This is a genomic window from Streptosporangium sp. NPDC020072 (assembly GCF_040631445.1).
In the GTDB taxonomy this organism is placed as follows: domain Bacteria; phylum Actinomycetota; class Actinomycetes; order Streptosporangiales; family Streptosporangiaceae; genus Streptosporangium.
In genome coordinates, this window is the sequence record NZ_JBEYAB010000018.1 from 14,849 (window position 1) to 31,527 (window position 16,679).

Annotated in this window: 19 protein-coding genes; 5 read left to right on the forward strand and 14 right to left on the reverse strand. The window is 72.3% G+C overall.

What is annotated here, in order from left to right; genetic code table 11:
• Positions 1-117 precede the first annotated feature (117 nt).
• Positions 118-1,428: a pitrilysin family protein gene (locus ABZ470_RS35250; protein ID WP_362916891.1), complete on the forward strand. Its 1,311-nt coding sequence runs from the start codon at positions 118-120 to the stop codon at positions 1,426-1,428.
• Positions 1,425-2,747, forward strand: coding sequence for a pitrilysin family protein (locus tag ABZ470_RS35255; RefSeq protein WP_362916893.1), 1,323 nt, complete (start codon positions 1,425-1,427; stop codon positions 2,745-2,747). The genes ABZ470_RS35250 and ABZ470_RS35255 overlap by 4 nt, the downstream gene beginning before the upstream one ends.
• A gap of 54 nt (positions 2,748-2,801) precedes the next feature.
• Here the strand turns inward: ABZ470_RS35255 and ABZ470_RS35260 are convergent, their stop codons facing one another.
• From ABZ470_RS35260 to ABZ470_RS35290, 7 genes are all read right to left on the reverse strand, one after another.
• The gene (locus ABZ470_RS35260; RefSeq protein WP_362916895.1) at positions 2,802-4,082 is read right to left on the reverse strand and encodes an MFS transporter; all 1,281 of its coding nucleotides are present in this window, start codon (positions 4,080-4,082) and stop codon (positions 2,802-2,804) included.
• 48 nt (positions 4,083-4,130) lie between these two features.
• Entirely contained in the window at positions 4,131-4,736 is a 606-nt protein-coding gene (locus ABZ470_RS35265; protein ID WP_362916897.1) for an energy-coupling factor transporter transmembrane protein EcfT, read from the reverse strand.
• Entirely contained in the window at positions 4,733-5,407 is a 675-nt protein-coding gene (locus ABZ470_RS35270) for an ABC transporter ATP-binding protein (protein WP_362781306.1), read from the reverse strand. Before ABZ470_RS35270 ends, ABZ470_RS35265 begins: the two co-directional genes overlap by 4 nt.
• A complete protein-coding gene (locus ABZ470_RS35275) occupies positions 5,408-6,562 on the reverse strand; it encodes a thiolase family protein (RefSeq protein WP_362916899.1) in 1,155 nt (384 codons plus the stop codon).
• A 1-nt stretch (position 6,563) separates the two neighbouring features.
• Entirely contained in the window at positions 6,564-7,952 is a 1,389-nt protein-coding gene (locus ABZ470_RS35280; protein ID WP_362916901.1) for an AMP-binding protein, read from the reverse strand.
• A 7-nt stretch (positions 7,953-7,959) separates the two neighbouring features.
• Positions 7,960-8,586 carry a biotin transporter BioY gene (locus ABZ470_RS35285; RefSeq protein WP_362916903.1) on the reverse strand — a complete coding sequence of 209 codons (627 nt, stop codon included), beginning with the start codon at positions 8,584-8,586 and terminating at the stop codon, positions 7,960-7,962.
• 192 nt (positions 8,587-8,778) lie between these two features.
• Positions 8,779-9,321, reverse strand: coding sequence for a TetR/AcrR family transcriptional regulator (locus tag ABZ470_RS35290; protein ID WP_352012579.1), 543 nt, complete (start codon positions 9,319-9,321; stop codon positions 8,779-8,781).
• Positions 9,322-9,433: 112 nt separating this feature from the next.
• Between ABZ470_RS35290 and ABZ470_RS35295 the strand changes: the two genes are divergently transcribed.
• Positions 9,434-10,675 carry an FAD-dependent monooxygenase gene (locus ABZ470_RS35295; RefSeq protein ID WP_362916906.1) on the forward strand — a complete coding sequence of 414 codons (1,242 nt, stop codon included), beginning with the start codon at positions 9,434-9,436 and terminating at the stop codon, positions 10,673-10,675.
• 145 nt (positions 10,676-10,820) lie between these two features.
• On the opposite strand, the gene ABZ470_RS35300 is transcribed toward ABZ470_RS35295, so the two are convergent.
• The 5 genes from ABZ470_RS35300 to ABZ470_RS35320 all read right to left on the reverse strand — a co-directional run bounded on the left by ABZ470_RS35300 (position 10,821) and on the right by ABZ470_RS35320 (position 14,415).
• Positions 10,821-11,402, reverse strand: a complete 582-nt coding sequence (locus ABZ470_RS35300) for a TIGR03086 family metal-binding protein (RefSeq protein ID WP_352012581.1) — start codon at positions 11,400-11,402, stop codon at positions 10,821-10,823.
• Between the two features lie 149 nt (positions 11,403-11,551).
• Positions 11,552-12,736, reverse strand: a complete 1,185-nt coding sequence (locus ABZ470_RS35305) for a HAMP domain-containing sensor histidine kinase (protein WP_352012582.1) — start codon at positions 12,734-12,736, stop codon at positions 11,552-11,554.
• Positions 12,737-12,739: 3 nt separating this feature from the next.
• Positions 12,740-13,402 carry a two-component system response regulator CseB gene (gene cseB, locus ABZ470_RS35310; protein ID WP_362916909.1) on the reverse strand — a complete coding sequence of 221 codons (663 nt, stop codon included), beginning with the start codon at positions 13,400-13,402 and terminating at the stop codon, positions 12,740-12,742.
• A 3-nt stretch (positions 13,403-13,405) separates the two neighbouring features.
• The gene (locus ABZ470_RS35315) at positions 13,406-13,858 is read right to left on the reverse strand and encodes a hypothetical protein (RefSeq protein WP_352012584.1); all 453 of its coding nucleotides are present in this window, start codon (positions 13,856-13,858) and stop codon (positions 13,406-13,408) included.
• Positions 13,859-13,920: 62 nt separating this feature from the next.
• Complete coding sequence (locus tag ABZ470_RS35320) at positions 13,921-14,415, reverse strand: hypothetical protein (RefSeq protein WP_362916911.1); 495 nt, start codon at positions 14,413-14,415, stop codon at positions 13,921-13,923.
• Between the two features lie 321 nt (positions 14,416-14,736).
• Between ABZ470_RS35320 and ABZ470_RS35325 the strand changes: the two genes are divergently transcribed.
• Positions 14,737-15,309, forward strand: a complete 573-nt coding sequence (locus tag ABZ470_RS35325; RefSeq protein ID WP_362772193.1) for a shikimate kinase — start codon at positions 14,737-14,739, stop codon at positions 15,307-15,309.
• Here ABZ470_RS35325 and ABZ470_RS35330 read toward each other — a convergent pair.
• Both ABZ470_RS35330 and ABZ470_RS35335 read right to left on the reverse strand, forming a co-directional pair.
• Positions 15,279-15,497: a hypothetical protein gene (locus tag ABZ470_RS35330; RefSeq protein WP_362916913.1), complete on the reverse strand. Its 219-nt coding sequence runs from the start codon at positions 15,495-15,497 to the stop codon at positions 15,279-15,281. The genes ABZ470_RS35325 and ABZ470_RS35330 overlap by 31 nt on opposite strands.
• A complete protein-coding gene (locus tag ABZ470_RS35335) occupies positions 15,494-16,012 on the reverse strand; it encodes a carboxymuconolactone decarboxylase family protein (protein ID WP_362916915.1) in 519 nt (172 codons plus the stop codon). The genes ABZ470_RS35330 and ABZ470_RS35335 overlap by 4 nt, the downstream gene beginning before the upstream one ends.
• Before the next feature lie 103 nt (positions 16,013-16,115).
• Between ABZ470_RS35335 and ABZ470_RS35340 the strand changes: the two genes are divergently transcribed.
• Entirely contained in the window at positions 16,116-16,679 is a 564-nt protein-coding gene (locus ABZ470_RS35340; protein WP_362916917.1) for a helix-turn-helix domain-containing protein, read from the forward strand.

Here is a 16,679-nt window from a genome sequence, read left to right on the forward strand (position 1 = left end):
GGGGAGGCATCTGCCCGGCGATCACGAAAGGACACCATGGCAGTGGGAGAACCGATCGGCCAGGACGGCTTGATCCCCCTCTTCGGGCACGCGCCCCAGGTCGGGGGGTAGCCGCGAATGCCGACGTCAAACCTCATCCGGCCGCGCACCGGTTACCGGGTCGAGCGCCTCACCCTGGACAACGGGCTGCGGGTCGTGCTCGCCCCCGAGCCGGACTGCCCCGTGACCGGGGTCGCCGTCGTGTACGGCGCCGGCATCCGGTCCGAGCCGCAGGGCCGTACCGGATTCGCCCACCTGTTCGAGCACCTCATGTTCCAGGGGTCGGAGAACCTGGAGAAACTCGCACACTTCCGGCACATCCAGGGAGCCGGAGGCACCTTCAACGGCTCGACCCATCTGGACTACACCAGATACATCCAGACGGTTCCCGCCAACGCCCTCGAACGGGTGCTGTTCCTTGAGGCCGACCGCATGCGCGCGCCGCGGATCACCCCGGAGACCCTGCGCAACCAGGTGGACGTGGTCAAGGAGGAGATCCGGGTCAACGTCCTCAACCGTCCCTTCGGCGGTTTCCCGTGGCTGCGGCTCCCCCCGGTGATGTTCGACACCTTCCCCAACGCGCACGACGGCTACGGCTCCTTCACCGACCTCGACGCGGCCGGGGTCGACGAGGCCGAGGAGTTCTTCGACCGGTACTACGCCTGCGGGAACGCCGTGTTGTGCGTCACCGGTGGTTTCTCCGTGGAACAGGCCGAGGTGCTCGTCCGGCGGCACTTCGGCGACGTGCCCGCGCGCCCGGCGCCGCCCGCGCCCGTCCTGGCGGAGCCCGATCTCACCGCGGCCCGGCACCACTCCTACGTGGACGCGGCGGCGCCGACCCCCGCGGTCGCGGCGGCGTGGCGGGTGCCCGACCCGGTTTCCGACCTGGCGGGCTATCTGCCGTACGTGGTGCTGTCGGAGGTGCTCACCGACGGCGCCTCCTCGCGTCTGGTCTCCCGGCTCGTGCTCGGGGACCGTCTGGCCACCGGCGTCAGCGGCTACGTGGGTTTCATGGGCGACCCCTTCGACGTCCTCGACCCCACGGCGCTGCTGCTGCAGGCCAACCTGCCCGCGGGCGGGTCCGCCGGGCACGTGCTCGACGTCATCGGCGAGGAGACCGAGCGGCTGGCCACCGAGGGCCCGGCTCCCGAGGAACTGTCGCGCGTCCAGGCGCGGATGACCGCTCTGCTGCTGCGCGAGGGGGACACGATGATCGACCGGGCGACACGGCTGGCCGTGCTGGAGCTGCAACGAGGAAATCCGGCGCTGCTCAACGAGCTGCCCGCGCTGCTGTCCTCGGTGACGGCCGAGCAGGTCGGAGCGGCCGCGGCCAGGCTGGTCCCGGACCGGCGGGCCTCGGTCGAGGTCGTGGCGGGGAGGGGCCGATGAACGCCCAGACCGTACGGCCCCTGCCCGATCTGGAGCCCGCCGTTCCTCTGGTCCTGCCACCGCAGGCGGAGGCGGTGCTGCCCTCGGGGCTGACGGTGGTGGCGATCGCCCGCCGTACCACGCCGCTGGTCGAGGCGCGGCTGTGGGTGCCGATGGCGGAGGTGGACATCGCCGAGGGCGCCCTGCTGGCGCAGACGCTGTTCTCCGGTACGGGGACCCGCTCGGCCGCCGTGATCGCCGAGGAGACGCAGGCCATCGGCGGCAGTCTCGACTGCGGGGCGAGCCCCGACCGGTGGCTGGTCAGCGGAGACTGCCTGGCCTCCGGTCTCGACCGGCTGCTGGAGGTGCTCGCGGACGCGCTCTGCGACGCCCGGTACCCCGACCATGAGTTCTCCGTCGAACGGGACAGGCTCGCCGACCGGTTCCGGGTGACGCTGAGCCAGCCGCCCGCGCTGGCCAGGGCCGAACTGCTGAAGCGGGTCTACGGCACGCACCCGTACGCGGTGGAGACGCCCGATCCCGAGCGGGTCGGCGCGGTCGAGGCCGGGCGGGTACGCGCCCTGCACGAGCGGCGGATGCGTCCCGACGGCGCCGTCCTGGTGCTGGTCGGCGACCTGGACCCCGGCGAGGCGATCGAACTGGCCGGGCGCAGGCTCGGGGGGTGGGCCGGGAGCGGGCACAAGGTGACGATGCCGCCCGCACCGTCACCGGTGCCGGGGCCGCTGCTGCTGGTCGACCGGCCGGGCACGCTCCAGTCGTCGATACGGTTCGCGTTGCCCGCCCCCGGCCGTGACCACCCGGACAGCGCCGCCATGCAGCTGGCCAACCTGATCTTCGGTGGCTACTTCTCCTCCCGCTGGACGGAGAACATCCGCGAGGACAAGGGGTACTCCTACGGTCCCGCTTCGATCGTCGACCACTCGCTCGGCGGTTCCGCCGTCATACTCTCCGTCGACGTCTCCACCGAGGTGACGGCTCCCGCGCTGGTCGAGACCCTCTACGAGCTGGGCAGGATCGCCACGCTGCCGCCGGAGCCGGAGGAGGTCGAGCAGGCCCGGCGGTACGCCATCGGCACGTTGCAGGTCGCCACGGCCACCCAGGCGGGGCTGGCCAGGTTCGCCGGGACGCTGGCGGGGTTCGGCCTGCGGCTGGACCACCTGGCGCGGCGTGTCGAACGGCTCACCGCGGCCACGGTCGAGGACGTGCACCGCGTGGCCTCGACCTACATGGGACCGGGCCGGGCCACGGCGGTGCTGCTCGGCGACGCCGAGCGCGTCGAGCGGAGCCTCTCCTCGGTCATGCCCGTCGAGACCAGGTGACACATCCACGGTCCCGCAGCGCCCCGGGGCGGGACCGTGGATTCGACCGTGGACTCACCCGATGGTGGCCGTGTCGATCCGCCACCGGGCCGTGTACCAGCGGACGAGCTGGGGCAGCAGGAGCAGCGGCATCAGGGCGGCGGCCGTTCCTGCGGCGGCGCGCAGCCCGAACGCCGTGGCCAGCGCTCCCCCGGCGAAGGAGCCCACCAGGCCGCCGACCTGCAGGAAGGTGCCCGCCAGCGCCATCACCTTGGCCACCTCACCGTCCTTGGCCGCGCTCTGGAGGGTTCCGTAGACCGTGGCGGCCATGACGGTGCCGCCGAGGCTGCCCGCGAGTTCGAACAGGACGACCGCGGCGGCTCCGGAGACGCCGGGGGCGGAGAAGGGCAGTGCGAGCAGCGAGCACATGGAGACGGCGGTGCCGAGCGCCAGCGTCCGTCCCGGGCCGTGCCGCCCGATGACCCTGCCCAGCAGGAGTCCCCCGCCGACGCCGCCGACCGCGCCCAGACCGAGCAGCAGCCCGATCGGTGCCGGCCCCAGGCCGAGTTCCCGCACCAGGAACAGGACGAGGATCGGCTGCATGATCCCCTGGGCGACGCACAGGGTGGCCAGTGCCTGCACTCCGGAGCGGCGGCCCAGAGCGCGGGCCAGCCGTACGACCTCGCCGAGGGTGCCGCGTGATCTCTCCCTCGGGGCCCGCCCGGAGGGTGGCGGCGTCCTGACCCGGGTGAGCAGCGCCGCGGAGAGCAGGAACGACAACGCGTCGGCCAGGACGACCAGGGGGGCGGCGAGGACCGCCATCAGCATCCCGCCGGCCGCGGGGCCGCCGATGTCGGCGACGCTGCGGGTCGCGTTCGTCTTCCCGTTGGCGTCGACGAGGTGTTCCCTGGGGACGATCTGCACCAGGATCGGGCTGGACAGCGCCGACTGCAGGCCGCGGACCAGTGAGGAGACCCCGACCAGGGCCAGCAGCGCCGGATAGTTCAGCGAGCCCAGCCACCACAGCAGCGGAATCGCCCCCACGACCAGCGCCTGGACGACGTTGCAGCCGATGAGCGGCGGCAACCGCCGGTGCAGCGTGTCGGCCCAGGCCGCGGCGGGAACCCCGGCGAGCATCGCGGGCGCGAGCTCCATCACCACCAGCCAGGTCATCTGCCCCGGCGTGGCCCCGATGGTCAGCACGGCGACCATCGGGATGGTGACCATGCTGACGGCGGTGCCGAACTGCGAGACCCCGATCGCCGACCAGTAGGCCTTGAACCCACGGTCAGGAAAGCCCTCGGCCACATTTCCCTCCGGACGCGTGGTGACGGTCGCCGCCAAGATCGTCCACACGATAACCGAGGAGGATCTGGATTTTTCCGCTTTTATGGAGATCTGTGGTCAGTCGTCCAGGCCGCGGGCGCTGAGGGCCTCGCCCAGGGTGTCGGCGTGCCGCAGGGCGCTCACCACCAGCGGTACGGCGAAGGCCCGCACGCTCCACTCGGTGCCCCTGGCGCGCTGCGCCTCCCTGACCCGGGTGGCCAGCCCGGCGACGACGGGCACGCTGCGCAGGGTGAGGGAGAGCAGCAGCGACAGGCGGAAGGGGTCGGCGCCGACGAACCTGACGGGGGCCAGCAGCCGTTCCAGGGTGGCCATCATGACCGCGGTACGCGTGGTGAGCGTGACCAGCCCGGCCAGCGCGACGGCGAGCAGGACACGAAGCACGGACGACAGCGCCCCCGCCCAGCCGTCCAGCAGGTACTGCATGGCGAACAGGACCACGGCGAACCAGCGGACCGGTCTGATCTGCGCCCAGGCCGCCGCGGCGCCGACCCCGGAGAGCGCGTACAGCAGCGCCACGGCGAACGCCGCCCCCGCCAGCGCCACGGGCGGGCGCAGCAGCAGGAGCACGGTGCACGACAGGGCCAGGCCAAGGAGTTTGACCCCGGCGGGCAGGCGGTGCAGGAACGAGTTCCCGGGGACGTAGGCGCCGGTGAGCGCGTTCACGCCATGAGCTTCCGGTAGTGGCCGATGGCCGCCTCCGGCTCGTCGTCGGCGACGATCCGTCCCTCGTCCAGCACCAGCACGCGGTCGAAACCCGCCAGCAGCGGCAGGTCGTGGGTGACCACCACGACCTGCTGCGGCAGCTCGCGCAGCAGGCCGGCGACCTGGCGGGAGTGGCGCAGGTCGAGCAGCGTCGTCGGCTCGTCCATGACCAGGACCTCCGGGTCGAGCACCATGACCGAGCACAGGGCGAGCAGTTGCTTCTGGCCTCCGGACAGGTGGTGCGCGGGATGGTCGGCGTGATCGGCCAGGCCGTACCTGTCCAGGACCTCCCGCACCCGCAGGTCGATCTCCTGCCGTGTCAGCCCTCCACGCCTGAGGGAGAAGGCGACGTCCTCGGCGACCGTCGGCATGACGATCTGCGCGTCGGGGTCGCTGAACAGGAACCCGACCCGGCGCCTGATCCTGGCCGCGTCACGGCGGGTGTCGAGCCCGAAGACGGTGACGCCGCCCGAGGTCGGCAGGGCCAGGCCGTTGACCAGGCGGGCGAGGGTGCTCTTGCCCGAGCCGTTGGCCCCGACCACGCCGATCCTGCGTTCGGTCAGCGAGGCCGTGATGCCGCGCAGCACCTCACGCCGCCCGAACCGCACCCCGACGTCGTTCATCTCGATCATCTACACCACCTCGAACAACGCGGCGACGCCCAGGCCGCCGCCGACCGCGGCCGTCGCCAGTCCCAGTGTCCCGGCTGGGGCGCCCTGCCGTACGAGCCTGCTGAACAGTCTGGTGACCACCACGGCGCCGGTCGCGCCCCACGGGTGGCCGAGGGCGAGCGCGCCGCCGTCCGCGCAGACCCGCTCCGCGTCCGCGCCGAGGGGGTCGAGGCCGAGTTCGTCGGTCACCGCGAGCACCTGCGCCGCGAACGCCTCCACGATCTCCACCGCGGCGACCTCCCCGAGGCCGGCCCCCGCGCGTTCGAGCACCCGCCGTACGGCGGGCACCGGTCCGAGTCCGGGAAGTGCGGGGTCGCAGCCGACGACGGCTCCGGCCCGCAGCCGCAGTCCCGCAAGCCCGAGCTCGGCCCGCAGCGACTCCGGCACGAGGGCGACGGCCGCCACCCCGTCGCTGACCGGGGAGGAGTTGCCCGCGGTCACCGTGCCGCCGGGCACGAACGCGGCGGGCAACCGGGCCAGCGACCGGGCGCGCAGCGGGCGCGGCCACTGGTCGTCGTCCCGGCCGCCGACCGTGACGATCTCCTGGGCGAACCGGCCCGCCTCCCGCGCGGCCAGTGCCTTGGCGTGGCTCAGCAGGGCGTAGGCGTCCTGACGTTCGCGGGTCACACCGCGCGCGGCGGCCAGCGCCTCGGCGGCGGGCCCCATCTCGGGGTCGTGCCATCCCGCGGGGACGAACGGCGCCCGCTCGTACGGCACGGCCGTGCCGCGGCGGGTCCGCAGCGGAGCGGTCGAGGCGCTCTCCACTCCTCCGGCGACGACGAGGTCCGTCTCCCCCGCGGCGACCGCGTTCCCCGCGAGCAGGATCGCGGCCAGGCCGCTGCCGCACTGCCTGTCCACGGTGACGCCGGGGACGCCGTGGCCCAGCCCGGCGGCCAGCGCGCAGATCCGTGCGACGTTGCCGCCGGGGCCGGTGCAGTTGCCGAGCACGACGTCCTCGACGGGCGGGCCCAGGTGGGCGACGTCCCGGGCGACGGCGTCGATGACAGGGGCGGCGAGCGCCTCGACCGTCAGTTCCTTGAAGGCGTGGAAGGCGGTGCCGATGGGGCCGCGGCGGGCCGCGACGACGACCGGCCGTGAGGATGGGTCCCGTCTCATGTCAGGTGAGCCGCCTGATGTCCGGGTCGCCGTCGGCCAGGCGGGCGGCGAGCAGGCCGCGCGCCGGTTTGCCCGCCGGGGTTCGCGGCAGGCTGCGGACGGCGTACCAGCGCCTTGGCCGTTGCGCGGCGTCCAGGCCGCCGCGCGCCACCTCCTCAAGCGTGGCGCGTGAGGGTCGCCGGGGACCGTCCGTCTCCAGGATCGCGGTGACCACGGAGCCGAGCTCCGGGTGCGGTGAGCCGACGACCACGACGTCGTCGACCCCCGGTGCCCGTCTGAGGACCTCCTCGACGTCCTCCGGCACCACGGTCGCGCCGCCGGTCTGTATCGCGCCGCCGCCCCGGCCGCGCAGCCGCAGAACCTCCCCCGCCCGGTACGGCTCCGCCACGTCGCCGACCGTCGCCCAGCCGTCGCCGTCGATCCGCAGCGGGCCCGCCCCTGCCGTCAGGTATCCCTCGGCCAGCCAGGGCGAGCGCGCCCACACCTCACCGAGTTCCTGGCCCGGATCGGTTCTGACCTGGATCTCCACCTCGGGGAAGGGTCGCAGGCCGTGGCCGTCGGTGTCGGCGGCGACGAACGAGAGCTCGGTCGCGCCGTAGTAGGCGACCACGTCCACCCCTGCTCGCGCCGCCAGGTCACGGACGCCCGCGCCCAGCGCCGCCCCGCCGACGACCGCGGTGCGCAGCCGCCCCCGTGCACCGCCGCTCTCCCGCAGCGCGTCGAGTACGGCGGGCAGCCGGTGCGGCACCACGTGGACCGCGGTCACGTCGCCCAGGTGGGCGGCCGGCCTCGCCGGCCAGCGGCCGGGGACGACGGCCGTGGCGCCGGTCGCCAGGGCGTGCACGGCCGCGAAGCCGTACAGGGAGGAGGTCAGGGGACCGGGGACCAGCACGACGTCGCCTGGGCCGATCCCGGTGAGCGCGCTCAGGTGCGGGAACGAACCCGTCCACGACGCGCGGGTTCGTACCACGGCGCGTGGCCTGCCGGTGCTGCCCGAACTGAAGCAGGCCCACGCCCGGTCCTGCGGCGAGGCCCCGGAGTCCACCGGGACGGGGCCGGGGTCCGAGGGCAGCGGGGCCTCGACGCGGACGTGGGCCGGGACCGTCGCCATGATCCGCTCGCGCCGTTCCCGCTCCCAGGTGTGGTCGCAGACCAGCGGCGTGGCACCGGCCAGGTCCGCGGCGAGCACGGCGACGAGCAACTCGGCCGGGTCGGCCAGGCTGAGCGCCGTCAGCGAGCCCCGGCCGATCCCCCGGCTCCGCAGTGCCGCCGCGGCGGCCTCCGTCCGCCTCGCGAGCCCGGCGTAGCTCAGGTCGCCTCCTGGAGCGCGCAGCGCGATCCGGCGCGGGTGCTCCGAGGCGTGTCGCACCACCTGAAGGGCCACCGGCATGGGCGGGTCAACGCCTCCCCGCGGCCTTGAGCCGCTCCTGCCGCACGGCGGGGACGGCGTCGGGGTAGGCCCGCTGCGTCCCCCTGACCACCAGGGAGGCGAGCACCACCTTGATCAGGTCGCCGGGCAGGAAGGTGAGGCTGAGCAGCGCGGCCTGTCCCAGGGAGACGCCGGTGACGGCCGCCTGCACGGGAATGCCGAGGAGGTAGACCATCCCGACTCCGCCGAGGAGGCAGGCGGTCAGCAGGCGGACGATGCCCGGGGTGCGCCCGCCGCGCTCGACGATCCAGCCGGTCAGCATCGCGCCGGGCAGCCAGCCGATCAGGAACCCGGCGGAGGGCGCGACGAAGACGCCGAGTCCGCCACGGCCGCCGGCCAGCAACGGCAGTCCCGTCGCGACGAGCGCCATGAGGACCGCTACGGCGAGCCCGGCCCGCCAGGTGCCCAGGATCGCTCCGGCGAGCATGACGCCGAACGTCTGCAGGGTGATGGGCACCGCGTTGCCGAAGACGTTCAGCGCCCCGGGCAGTCCGAGCACGGCGATCAGCGCGGCGAACACGCTGACCCTGGCCAGATCTCCGGTGGAGAAGCCTCGGCCCGACGAGGAGCCCGCCGTCCCTTCCTGCTGTGACACCGTCTTCCCTTCATCTGTCATGAGGTCGATCCCACACCAGGAGGTGCCGGGTCACGCATGGAGGAACCCCACAACATTCCACACGGCCATCTGGGAGAACGGATACCGGTCCCCACCCGTACACCACCCATACTCGTACGAAGGAGGGTATACGGTCACTTTAGGTGCCCGAAAAGCGCCTTTCGGTGATCCTCAGGGGGTCGCCTGGCCGAGCGGTCCGAGGGCGGCGAGCGCGGCCTCGACGGCGGCGGCCTTGACCTCCTGCGCGGGGAGATCCGCGTGTTCGACCACACAGTCGGCCATGCCGCCCAGCGCCACGGTCGAGCGGATCCGGGCGGCGTCCGAGGGAGCGGGGCCGAGCAGGAGCACGGTCAGCTCCTTGCGCCAGCGCCACATCCGATCGACCATTTCCAGCTCGGCGAGCACGGTCGGCGCGTGCAGCACCATCGAGATCTCCTCGCGGTAGCGCCAGATGAGATCGAAGTAGTCTTCGAGCAGTAGCCGCCCCTCCCCCGGCTCACGCCCGATGACGAACGCCTCCAGGGTGTCCATGACGGGCTGCAGGATGCTCCTGACCAGCTCCTCCCGCGAGGAGAAGTGGTAGTAGAGAGCCGGTTTGGTGATGCCGAGCCGGTCGGAGATCTGCTTGAGGCTGGTGTTCTGCACACCCTGCTCACGAAAGAGCTCACGCGCCGTCGCCTGGATGCGGATCTTGGTGTCCGAGGGCCTCGCCATGAGCCAAGAGTATCGCTTACCTATCGTTCAGTAAGACTTGCGCCCCGCCGCCAACCGTGCTTACCTATCGTTAAGTAATTAACTTACCTCCCGTTAAGTAAGGAGACGGCGCATGCGGATCCTCATCTCCGGCGCCAGCGTCGCCGGGCCCGTCCTCGCCTACTGGCTCACCAGATACGGCTTCGCCGTCACCGTCGTCGAGCGGGCCCCCTCCCCCCGCAAGGCCGGCGGCCACGCGGTCGACCTGTTCCGCCCGGCCATGGACATCGTCGACAGGATGGGACTGGCCGGGGCCGTCCAGGCGAGGAAGACCGGCACCGAGTGGCTCTCCTTCCTGGCGGAGAACGGCGACCGCCCGCACACACTCGACGTCGGCAGGCTGATGCGCGTCGTGTCCGACCGGCACGCCGAGATCATGCGCGACGACCTGGGCGAGATCCTGTACGAGGCCACCCGGCACGACGCCGAGTACGTCTTCGGCGACTCCATCGCCTCCCTGACCGAGGACGCCGACGGCGTCGAGGTCACCTTCGAACGGGGACCGGCCCGCAGGTTCGACCTGGTCATCGGCGCCGACGGGCTGCACTCCAACGTCCGGCGCCTGGTCTTCGGCCCCGAGTCGCGCTACACGGCCTGGATCGGGGCCTACCTGGCGGTCATGTCGATCCCCAACTATCTGGGGCTGCGCGACCGCATATCGGGCATCACCGGCGTCAACAGGATGGTCGGCGTGTACGGCGGCGCCCACCTGGACGACGCCCGCGCCGTCTTCCTGTTCCGCCCTCCGGCCGAACTCGACTATCACCACCGGGACGTCGCCCGGCAGAAGGAACTGCTGCGGGAGCAGTTCGCCGGGATGGGCTGGGAGGTCCCTCGCCTGCTGGGTGAGGAGCTCGACCGTGCCACGGCGTTCTACTTCGACTCGATCACCCAGCTGCGCATGGACACCTGGTCACGGGGGCGGGTGAGCCTGGCCGGGGACGCGGGCTACTGCCCGGGCCCCGCGGTCGGCGGCAGCACCAGTCTGGCCGTCGTCGGCGCCTACGTCCTGGCGGGCGAGCTGGCCGAGGCAGGCGGCGACCACACCCGCGCCTTCCCCGCCTACGAGCAGGAGATCGGCGACTACGTACGGCGCAGCCGCTCCTTCGCCGTCGGCGCGGCCAAGCGGCTCATCCCTGCCAGCCCCGGGGCACTGCGGACCCTGACGTGGGGGATGTGGCTGATCAACCACATCCCCACCTCCGCCGCCCGCACCCTGACCGACATGGGCGCCAGGGGGTTGCGCCTGCACGACGAGGTCAGGACGAAGGACTATTCACGCGGCCTCACCCCCAGGACCGGCGTCACCGGCTGATCGCCCCGCCGGAGGACCCCCTCTCCCACCCGTGTGCGTGCTTCTTTCTCCTGCCTGGGTCATGAAGCGGACCGTGACCCAGGACGCCTCCGCGAGCCCTCCTCCCGGCCCGGACGCGCGGACCGGGGCTTCCGCCCTCCCCGGTTCAGGCGGACCAGTTCGGGTCGCGGCCGAACAGGCCGAGAAGGCGGTGCTGGAGCGGGGCGTCGTCGGGGACCTCTACCTCCGGCCCCAGGACGACGACCCCGGGGCCGAAGGCACCGGGGATGCGCATCTCATCGGGAATGTACTGGACATGGGGCCACATCGCCTCGACCTCGGCCGGGTCGATCGTGTCGTCCTGCCCGGTGGCCCGGGACAGATCCCAGCCGTGCAGCACCATGTCGGCGCTGACGACCTGGTCGATGTGCTGCTCGACGGACACGTTGCCGGTCGGGGTGTCCACCTTCCTCTCTGCGGTGGCCGGGTCGTCGAGCAGGGCCTCCACGTCGGCGCGGGCCGCGGTGAAGGCGGCGAGCGGGTCCTGCGCGACGGACGGCGCGGGGCTCAGCGACCGGCCCAGGGGCCTGAGCATCACGGCGTGCATGTCGATGATGTGACCGACGACGTCTCTCGCGGTCCACTCCTCACAGGGGGACGGGTCGGACCAGCGGCCGGGCTCCACAGCGGCGATCTTGGCCGCGAAGATGTCGGCACGGGTTCGATAGCGGGTGGCGATGTCACTCATGGGGTTCCCCGTTCTCGTCGGCGTCGCCAGGGACGCTACCGCGGGGCTCAGACAATATCCGGGGCCGATCTCCAGCCCCGGTGTTCGAGCCTGCGTCCGGTTCCGTCGTCTCGCAGATGGTGCCCGGCGACCCGGCAGGCACCACCGGGTCAGGCGAGGTCCAGCCGGACGATCGCACCGCCGTCCGGGGCGTTGGCGAAGCTGAGGTGCGCCCCGAGGACACGGGCCTGTCCCGCGGCGATGGTCAGCCCGAGGCCGACGCCGTCCTCACGGGCGGCCGACCCGGTGCCGAAGCGCTGTGGGCCGTGCTCACGGAGCATGACGAGCATCGGTTCGGGGAAACCGGGACCGTGATCCCTGACCGTCACGCTGAACCCGGTGACGTTGACCCGAACGGGCGGGGCTCCGTGTCTTGCCGCGTTGGTGACGAGGTTGGCGAGGATCCGCTCGACCCGTCGCGGGTCGGTCTCCACCTCGGCCTCACCTGCGACGACCACCTCGACGCCCGGCACCCCCGAGGCCACGACCGCCCGCCTGGCCAGCGCCCCCGAGGAGCGGACCTCCCTGACCGGCGTCTCGGCGGAGGCGTCGAGCCGGGCCACCTCCAGGATGTCCTCGACCAGGCGGCGCAGCGTCGCGGCGCTGTCCCTGACCAGTTCGGCGGGGCGCCCCGACGGTAACAGCCCTGCCGCCGTGACCAGTCCCGCGACGGGGGTGCGCAGCTCGTGGGCGATGTCGGCGGTGACCCGCCGCTCCGCTTCGAGCCTGGCCCGCAACGCGTCGGCCATCTGGTCGAGCGCCGCCCCGACGGCTGCGATCTCGTCCCGGCCCCGCGCCTCGACCCGGGCGGACAGGTCCCCCTCGGCGATGTGAGCGGCCGTTCTCGCCACCGCGCGGATCCTGCTGCTGAGCCCGCCCGCGACCACCAGCCCCACACCGGAGGCGAACAGCGCCGCCGCCAGGCCGGAACCGAGGAGGATGCGGTCGAGCCGGGCAAGCTCCGCGTTCTCCGCCTCGTAGGAGCGGCGCAGCGAGAGCGTCTGCCCGTCGGCCCTGGTCGCCGCCCAGAGAGTGGTGCCGTCCTGCAGGTAGGTGGCGCGTGTCCCCTCGCCGAGGGCCGCGGCCAGCGGCGCGGGAACGTCTCCGGCCGCCAGCGGGGTGTCCTGCCCCTCCTGGTGACGGATCAGGGTGCTCGTCAGCTCGGCGTCCAGGCCGCGCCGCGCGGAGTCGAGTGTGACGACGGCCGTACGTGTGTGGACCAGAAGACTCAGGACCGTGGCGACGAGCACCGACATTCCCACGATGACCAGGCTGAGCTTCGCGCGCAGACCCATGCGTCATCTCCGCAGTTTGTAGCCGAAACCGCGCACGGTCTCGATGCGGTCGTTACCGATCTTGGCTCTGAGCCGTTGCACGTGGACGTCGACGACCCTGGTGTCCCCGTCCCAGGAGTAGTCCCAGACCCGGTTGAGCAGAGTGTCCCTCGACAGCACGACCCCCGGTTCCGCGGCGAACTCCAGCAGGAGCTTCAGCTCGGTCGGCGTCAGCGCCACCCGCTCGCCGCGCAGCCGTACCTCCATGGACTCGACGTCGATCGCGAGGTCGCCGAAGGCGAGTGGCGCGTTCGCCTGCCCGGGCATGGCGACACGGCGGAGCACGGCGCGGATTCTTGCGTGAAGCACGGCGGCGTCGAACGGCTTGGTGACGTAGTCGTCGGCCCCTGCCTCCAGGGCGTTGATCACGTCGATCGCGTCGGACCTGGCGGAGATCATGATGATCGGGGTCTCGCCGCCCTCCCTGATCCGCCTGGCCAGGCTGACCCCGTCCAGGTGCGGAAGCATGACGTCCAGCAGCGCGACATCCGGTGGGCGGGCGCGGAACTCGGCCAGGCCGGCCAGTCCGTCGGACGCGGTCCGCACCCGCATGCCGTACAGCTCCAGGGCCATGCCAGTGGCCTCGCGGATCACCGGGTCATCCTCGACCAGGAGCACGTCGATCATGTCTCAGGACTCCGGCACCGTGAGTTTCCCGCCGGTCAGCTCCTTGGCCTTGTCAGGAGGGAGGCCGTCGGCCCTCACCGTGAACCGGCCGTAGTATCCGGCCCGCTCGTGCCAGATCAGCTCGCTGAGCGTGATCGTCCCCCGGTAGGGCCTCTCCTGACAGCCGGGCAGACACCACGTGCCGCTCAGCTCACCCGTTCCCACGGCGCTCTCTCCTCCCCAGGACTCCCAGCGAATCCCCGTGACGCTGTTGAACTCGTCCAACGCGAGCCTGCTCGGCCGTCGCAGCGGATCTCCCAGGTAGGCGATCACGTAGACGGGCCCTCTGGGGGGCTTGGAGGGCGGCGCCGACCCCTCCACCCGCACCCCGCCGTCCGCTCCGCACCCCGCCACCACCGGAATCATCGTCAGAACAGCGGTCAGAACGGCGGCGCTCAGGGGGGCTGCTCGCTTCACACCGGTCATCATCGTGTGGAGGGTATGCGACCCGCTGACCCCTCCGCTCAGAAACCCGCAGTTCAGGGGGTGGAGAACGGCAGCGGGAGCGTCCCGCTCAGAGTGTCCTTGGGGCTGTCAGGGCGGGGGAAGTCACCGGTGATGTCGAACTTCGTGAAGTAGCGCCTCTCCCCGACCTTCCTGGCCTTGCTGAGAGTGATCGTCGCCTCGTACGGCCTGGCCTGACAGCCGGGCAGGCACCACGTCCCGCTCAGCCTGCCGCCGCCGACGGCCCTCTCGGGGCCCCAGCTCCGCCAGGTGATCCCCTTGAGGGTGCTGAACTCGGAGGCGACCAGGTTCGCCGGGCGCCGGGCGGGCTGCCCCTCCTCGGCACCGTACAGATTGATCACGTAGACCCCGCTCTCCTGCGGAACCTCGTGGGAGACCGGCTCCGCGTCCTCCGGGGACAACGTCTGGGCCAGCGGCCGCCTGACCTCGTCGGCCCCGCAGGCCGCCGCGCAGGTCACCACCACGAACCCGAGCAGCGTGACGGCCACGGCCGTTGTGATCCTTCTCATCGTCTCCCCCTTGGGCCTCGTACGCGCCGGGACCCGACGAGGGGCGTCTCAGCACGCCCCGCCCGGCACAACGATGACGGTAGGAGGGAAACTTCTCGGTCTTCCTGCGGCTTTGTAACAGCCCTCCATCGAGAGGTTCGCCGTGGAGGACCGTCGCGTGTGCCCGTTTTCCGGTCCTCCGGCAGGACGCAGCAAACCGGTCTGTTCCCCCGCAAGGCCGGGAAGCCGATGGGAGAGGGGAAACCAGGGTGGATGGGACGGTGTTTTCCGGGCAGGGGCCGACGGTGGGGATCACCTGGGCGCCGGCAGGAGGAGGGCAGCATGACGAACGACATCCCGATCGTCGTGGTCGGCCTGATGGGGGCGGGAAAGACCAGCGTTTCGCGCCTGCTCGGCGAGAGCCTCGGCAGGCCCGTGCGCGACAGCGACGAGTATCTCCGGGAACGCTACGGCGCCACGGCCGCGGAGATCGCCGAGCGTGAGGGGATGGAGGTCCTGCACGCCAGGGAGGTCGAGCACCTGCGGGCCTGCCTCGCGGAGCGGCCCGCTCCGGTCATCGCCGCCGCCTCCAGTGTGCTCGACGACCCCGGCGCCCGGACCGAGATGAAGCCCGCCCTGGTCGTCTGGCTGGACGCCGCCCCCGAGTTCGTCGCCGAGAAGATCGCCGCCAAGCCGTACCGGCCGCGGTTCGGCATGGAGCCGCTGGCCCTGGCGACCGAGCTGCACGAGCGCAGGGCCGCCTTCTTCGAAGAGGTCGCCGACCTGCGCTTCCAGCGTCCCTCGGCCTCCAAGCGCGAGGTGGCGCGAGCCGTACTGGACCACCTGGAGGGACTGCGGCCCCGCCGGAAGGTTCACGGCGGGCGTCACACGGCGCAGGAGTCCTCGGAACGGTAGGTGACCATGCGGATCGCCGGGGCGGAGAGCACCTCGACGCGACCGCTGCCCGGCACCTCGACGTGCGCGAACCCCCCTTCGAAGGCGACGCGGGCCTGTCCCACGCGGGTGGTGGGCGCGCCGTCCTCGCCGGTCAGCAGGTATCCCTCGACGAGTTCGACGGAGGCGGTGCGCCAGGTGAGGGTCATACGGTCACCTCGGGGAAGTCCAGGTCGGGGCGGGCCAGGTGGTTGAAGTGGTTGGACAGGGTGTTGAGCGCCACGTGCGCGACGATCTCGGCGAGTTCGGCGTCGGTCACCCCGGCCTTCCTGGCCAGGGCGAGCTCCTCGTCGTCCGCCCTGCCGCCCGTCCTGACGACCTGCCTGGTGAGGCGCAGCACCGCCTCGGTGTGCGGGTCGTCGTCGCGGGCGTCGCGGGTGCGCTCAAGCTGCCGCCCGTCCATGCCCATCAGGCCGCCGCGCAGCGTGTGCGCGCTGACGCAGTAGACGCAGCGGTTCTCCTGGGCGACCAGCAGGGCGATCTGCTCGCGCAGCCTGGCCCTGAGCACGCCGCGGGACAGCGCATCGCGCATGGCCAGATAGCCGCGGAGCGCGGCGGGGCCGTTGGCCAGGGCGGCGTACAGGTTGGGCACTCTGCCCAGTTGCCGTCGTGTCTCCTCAAGCAGGCCGTCGGGATCCTCGGTCAGCTGCGGCAGCCTCGGCATGGTGTCCTCCGTGATCAGAACCCAAAACGGTACCGGTCGGTTCCGTTTGAGAAGACGGTACCGATCAGTTCCATTTGCGTCAACGGCGGATAGAATCGACGACGTGCCGACCCGAGCCCGTGAACGCCTGCTGGACACCGCCGAGGAGCTCTTCTACGCCCAGGGGGTGCGCGCGGTCGGCGTCGAGCAGATCCTGACCGTCTCCAAGGTGGGGCGCGCCTCCTTCTACCGCCACTTCCCCGGCAAGGACGACCTGGTCGTGGCCGTGCTCGAACGCCGTGACCGGCGGTGGCGCGAATGGCTGGCCGAACGGGTCGCCGCGCACGGCGGCGGGCCGCTGGCGGTCTTCGACGCGCTCGCCGAACGGTTCGCCCGCGCCGACTTCCGCGGCTGCGCGTTCATCAACACGATGGTGGAGGCCGCCGACCCCGCGGGCGCCGCGCACCGGGTCGCGGCCGGCCACAAGGACCGGGTGACCGGCTACGTCGAGTCGTTGCTCACCGCCGCCGGGCACCCCCGCGCCGCCGCGCTCGCGCCGCAACTCGTCATGCTCATGGACGGCGCCATCGTCACCGCCCTGCGTGAACGCTCCACCGTCCCCGCCCTGCGGGCCCGGGCCGTCGCGGAGACGCTCATGGGGGCGGCCGGAGAACCGGCCGCCCCCTGA

Bases quoted from the DNA above. Each gene is read 5' to 3' on its own strand.
- ABZ470_RS35255 (WP_362916893.1), top strand. From the start codon at position 1,425: ATGAACGCCCAGACCGTACGGCCCCTGCCCGATCTGGAGCCCGCCGTT.
- ABZ470_RS35300 (WP_352012581.1), bottom strand. From the start codon at position 11,402: ATGAGTGACATCGCCACCCGCTATCGAACCCGTGCCGACATCTTCGCG.
- ABZ470_RS35290 (WP_352012579.1), bottom strand. From the start codon at position 9,321: ATGGCGAGGCCCTCGGACACCAAGATCCGCATCCAGGCGACGGCGCGT.
- ABZ470_RS35295 (WP_362916906.1), top strand. From the start codon at position 9,434: ATGCGGATCCTCATCTCCGGCGCCAGCGTCGCCGGGCCCGTCCTCGCC.
- ABZ470_RS35330 (WP_362916913.1), bottom strand. From the start codon at position 15,497: ATGACCCTCACCTGGCGCACCGCCTCCGTCGAACTCGTCGAGGGATAC.
- ABZ470_RS35280 (WP_362916901.1), bottom strand. From the start codon at position 7,952: ATGCCGGTGGCCCTTCAGGTGGTGCGACACGCCTCGGAGCACCCGCGC.
- ABZ470_RS35275 (WP_362916899.1), bottom strand. From the start codon at position 6,562: ATGAGACGGGACCCATCCTCACGGCCGGTCGTCGTCGCGGCCCGCCGC.
- cseB (WP_362916909.1), bottom strand. From the start codon at position 13,402: ATGATCGACGTGCTCCTGGTCGAGGATGACCCGGTGATCCGCGAGGCC.
- ABZ470_RS35320 (WP_362916911.1), bottom strand. From the start codon at position 14,415: ATGAGAAGGATCACAACGGCCGTGGCCGTCACGCTGCTCGGGTTCGTG.
- ABZ470_RS35335 (WP_362916915.1), bottom strand. From the start codon at position 16,012: ATGCCGAGGCTGCCGCAGCTGACCGAGGATCCCGACGGCCTGCTTGAG.
- ABZ470_RS35270 (WP_362781306.1), bottom strand. From the start codon at position 5,407: ATGATCGAGATGAACGACGTCGGGGTGCGGTTCGGGCGGCGTGAGGTG.
- ABZ470_RS35305 (WP_352012582.1), bottom strand. From the start codon at position 12,736: ATGGGTCTGCGCGCGAAGCTCAGCCTGGTCATCGTGGGAATGTCGGTG.
- ABZ470_RS35325 (WP_362772193.1), top strand. From the start codon at position 14,737: ATGACGAACGACATCCCGATCGTCGTGGTCGGCCTGATGGGGGCGGGA.
- ABZ470_RS35250 (WP_362916891.1), top strand. From the start codon at position 118: ATGCCGACGTCAAACCTCATCCGGCCGCGCACCGGTTACCGGGTCGAG.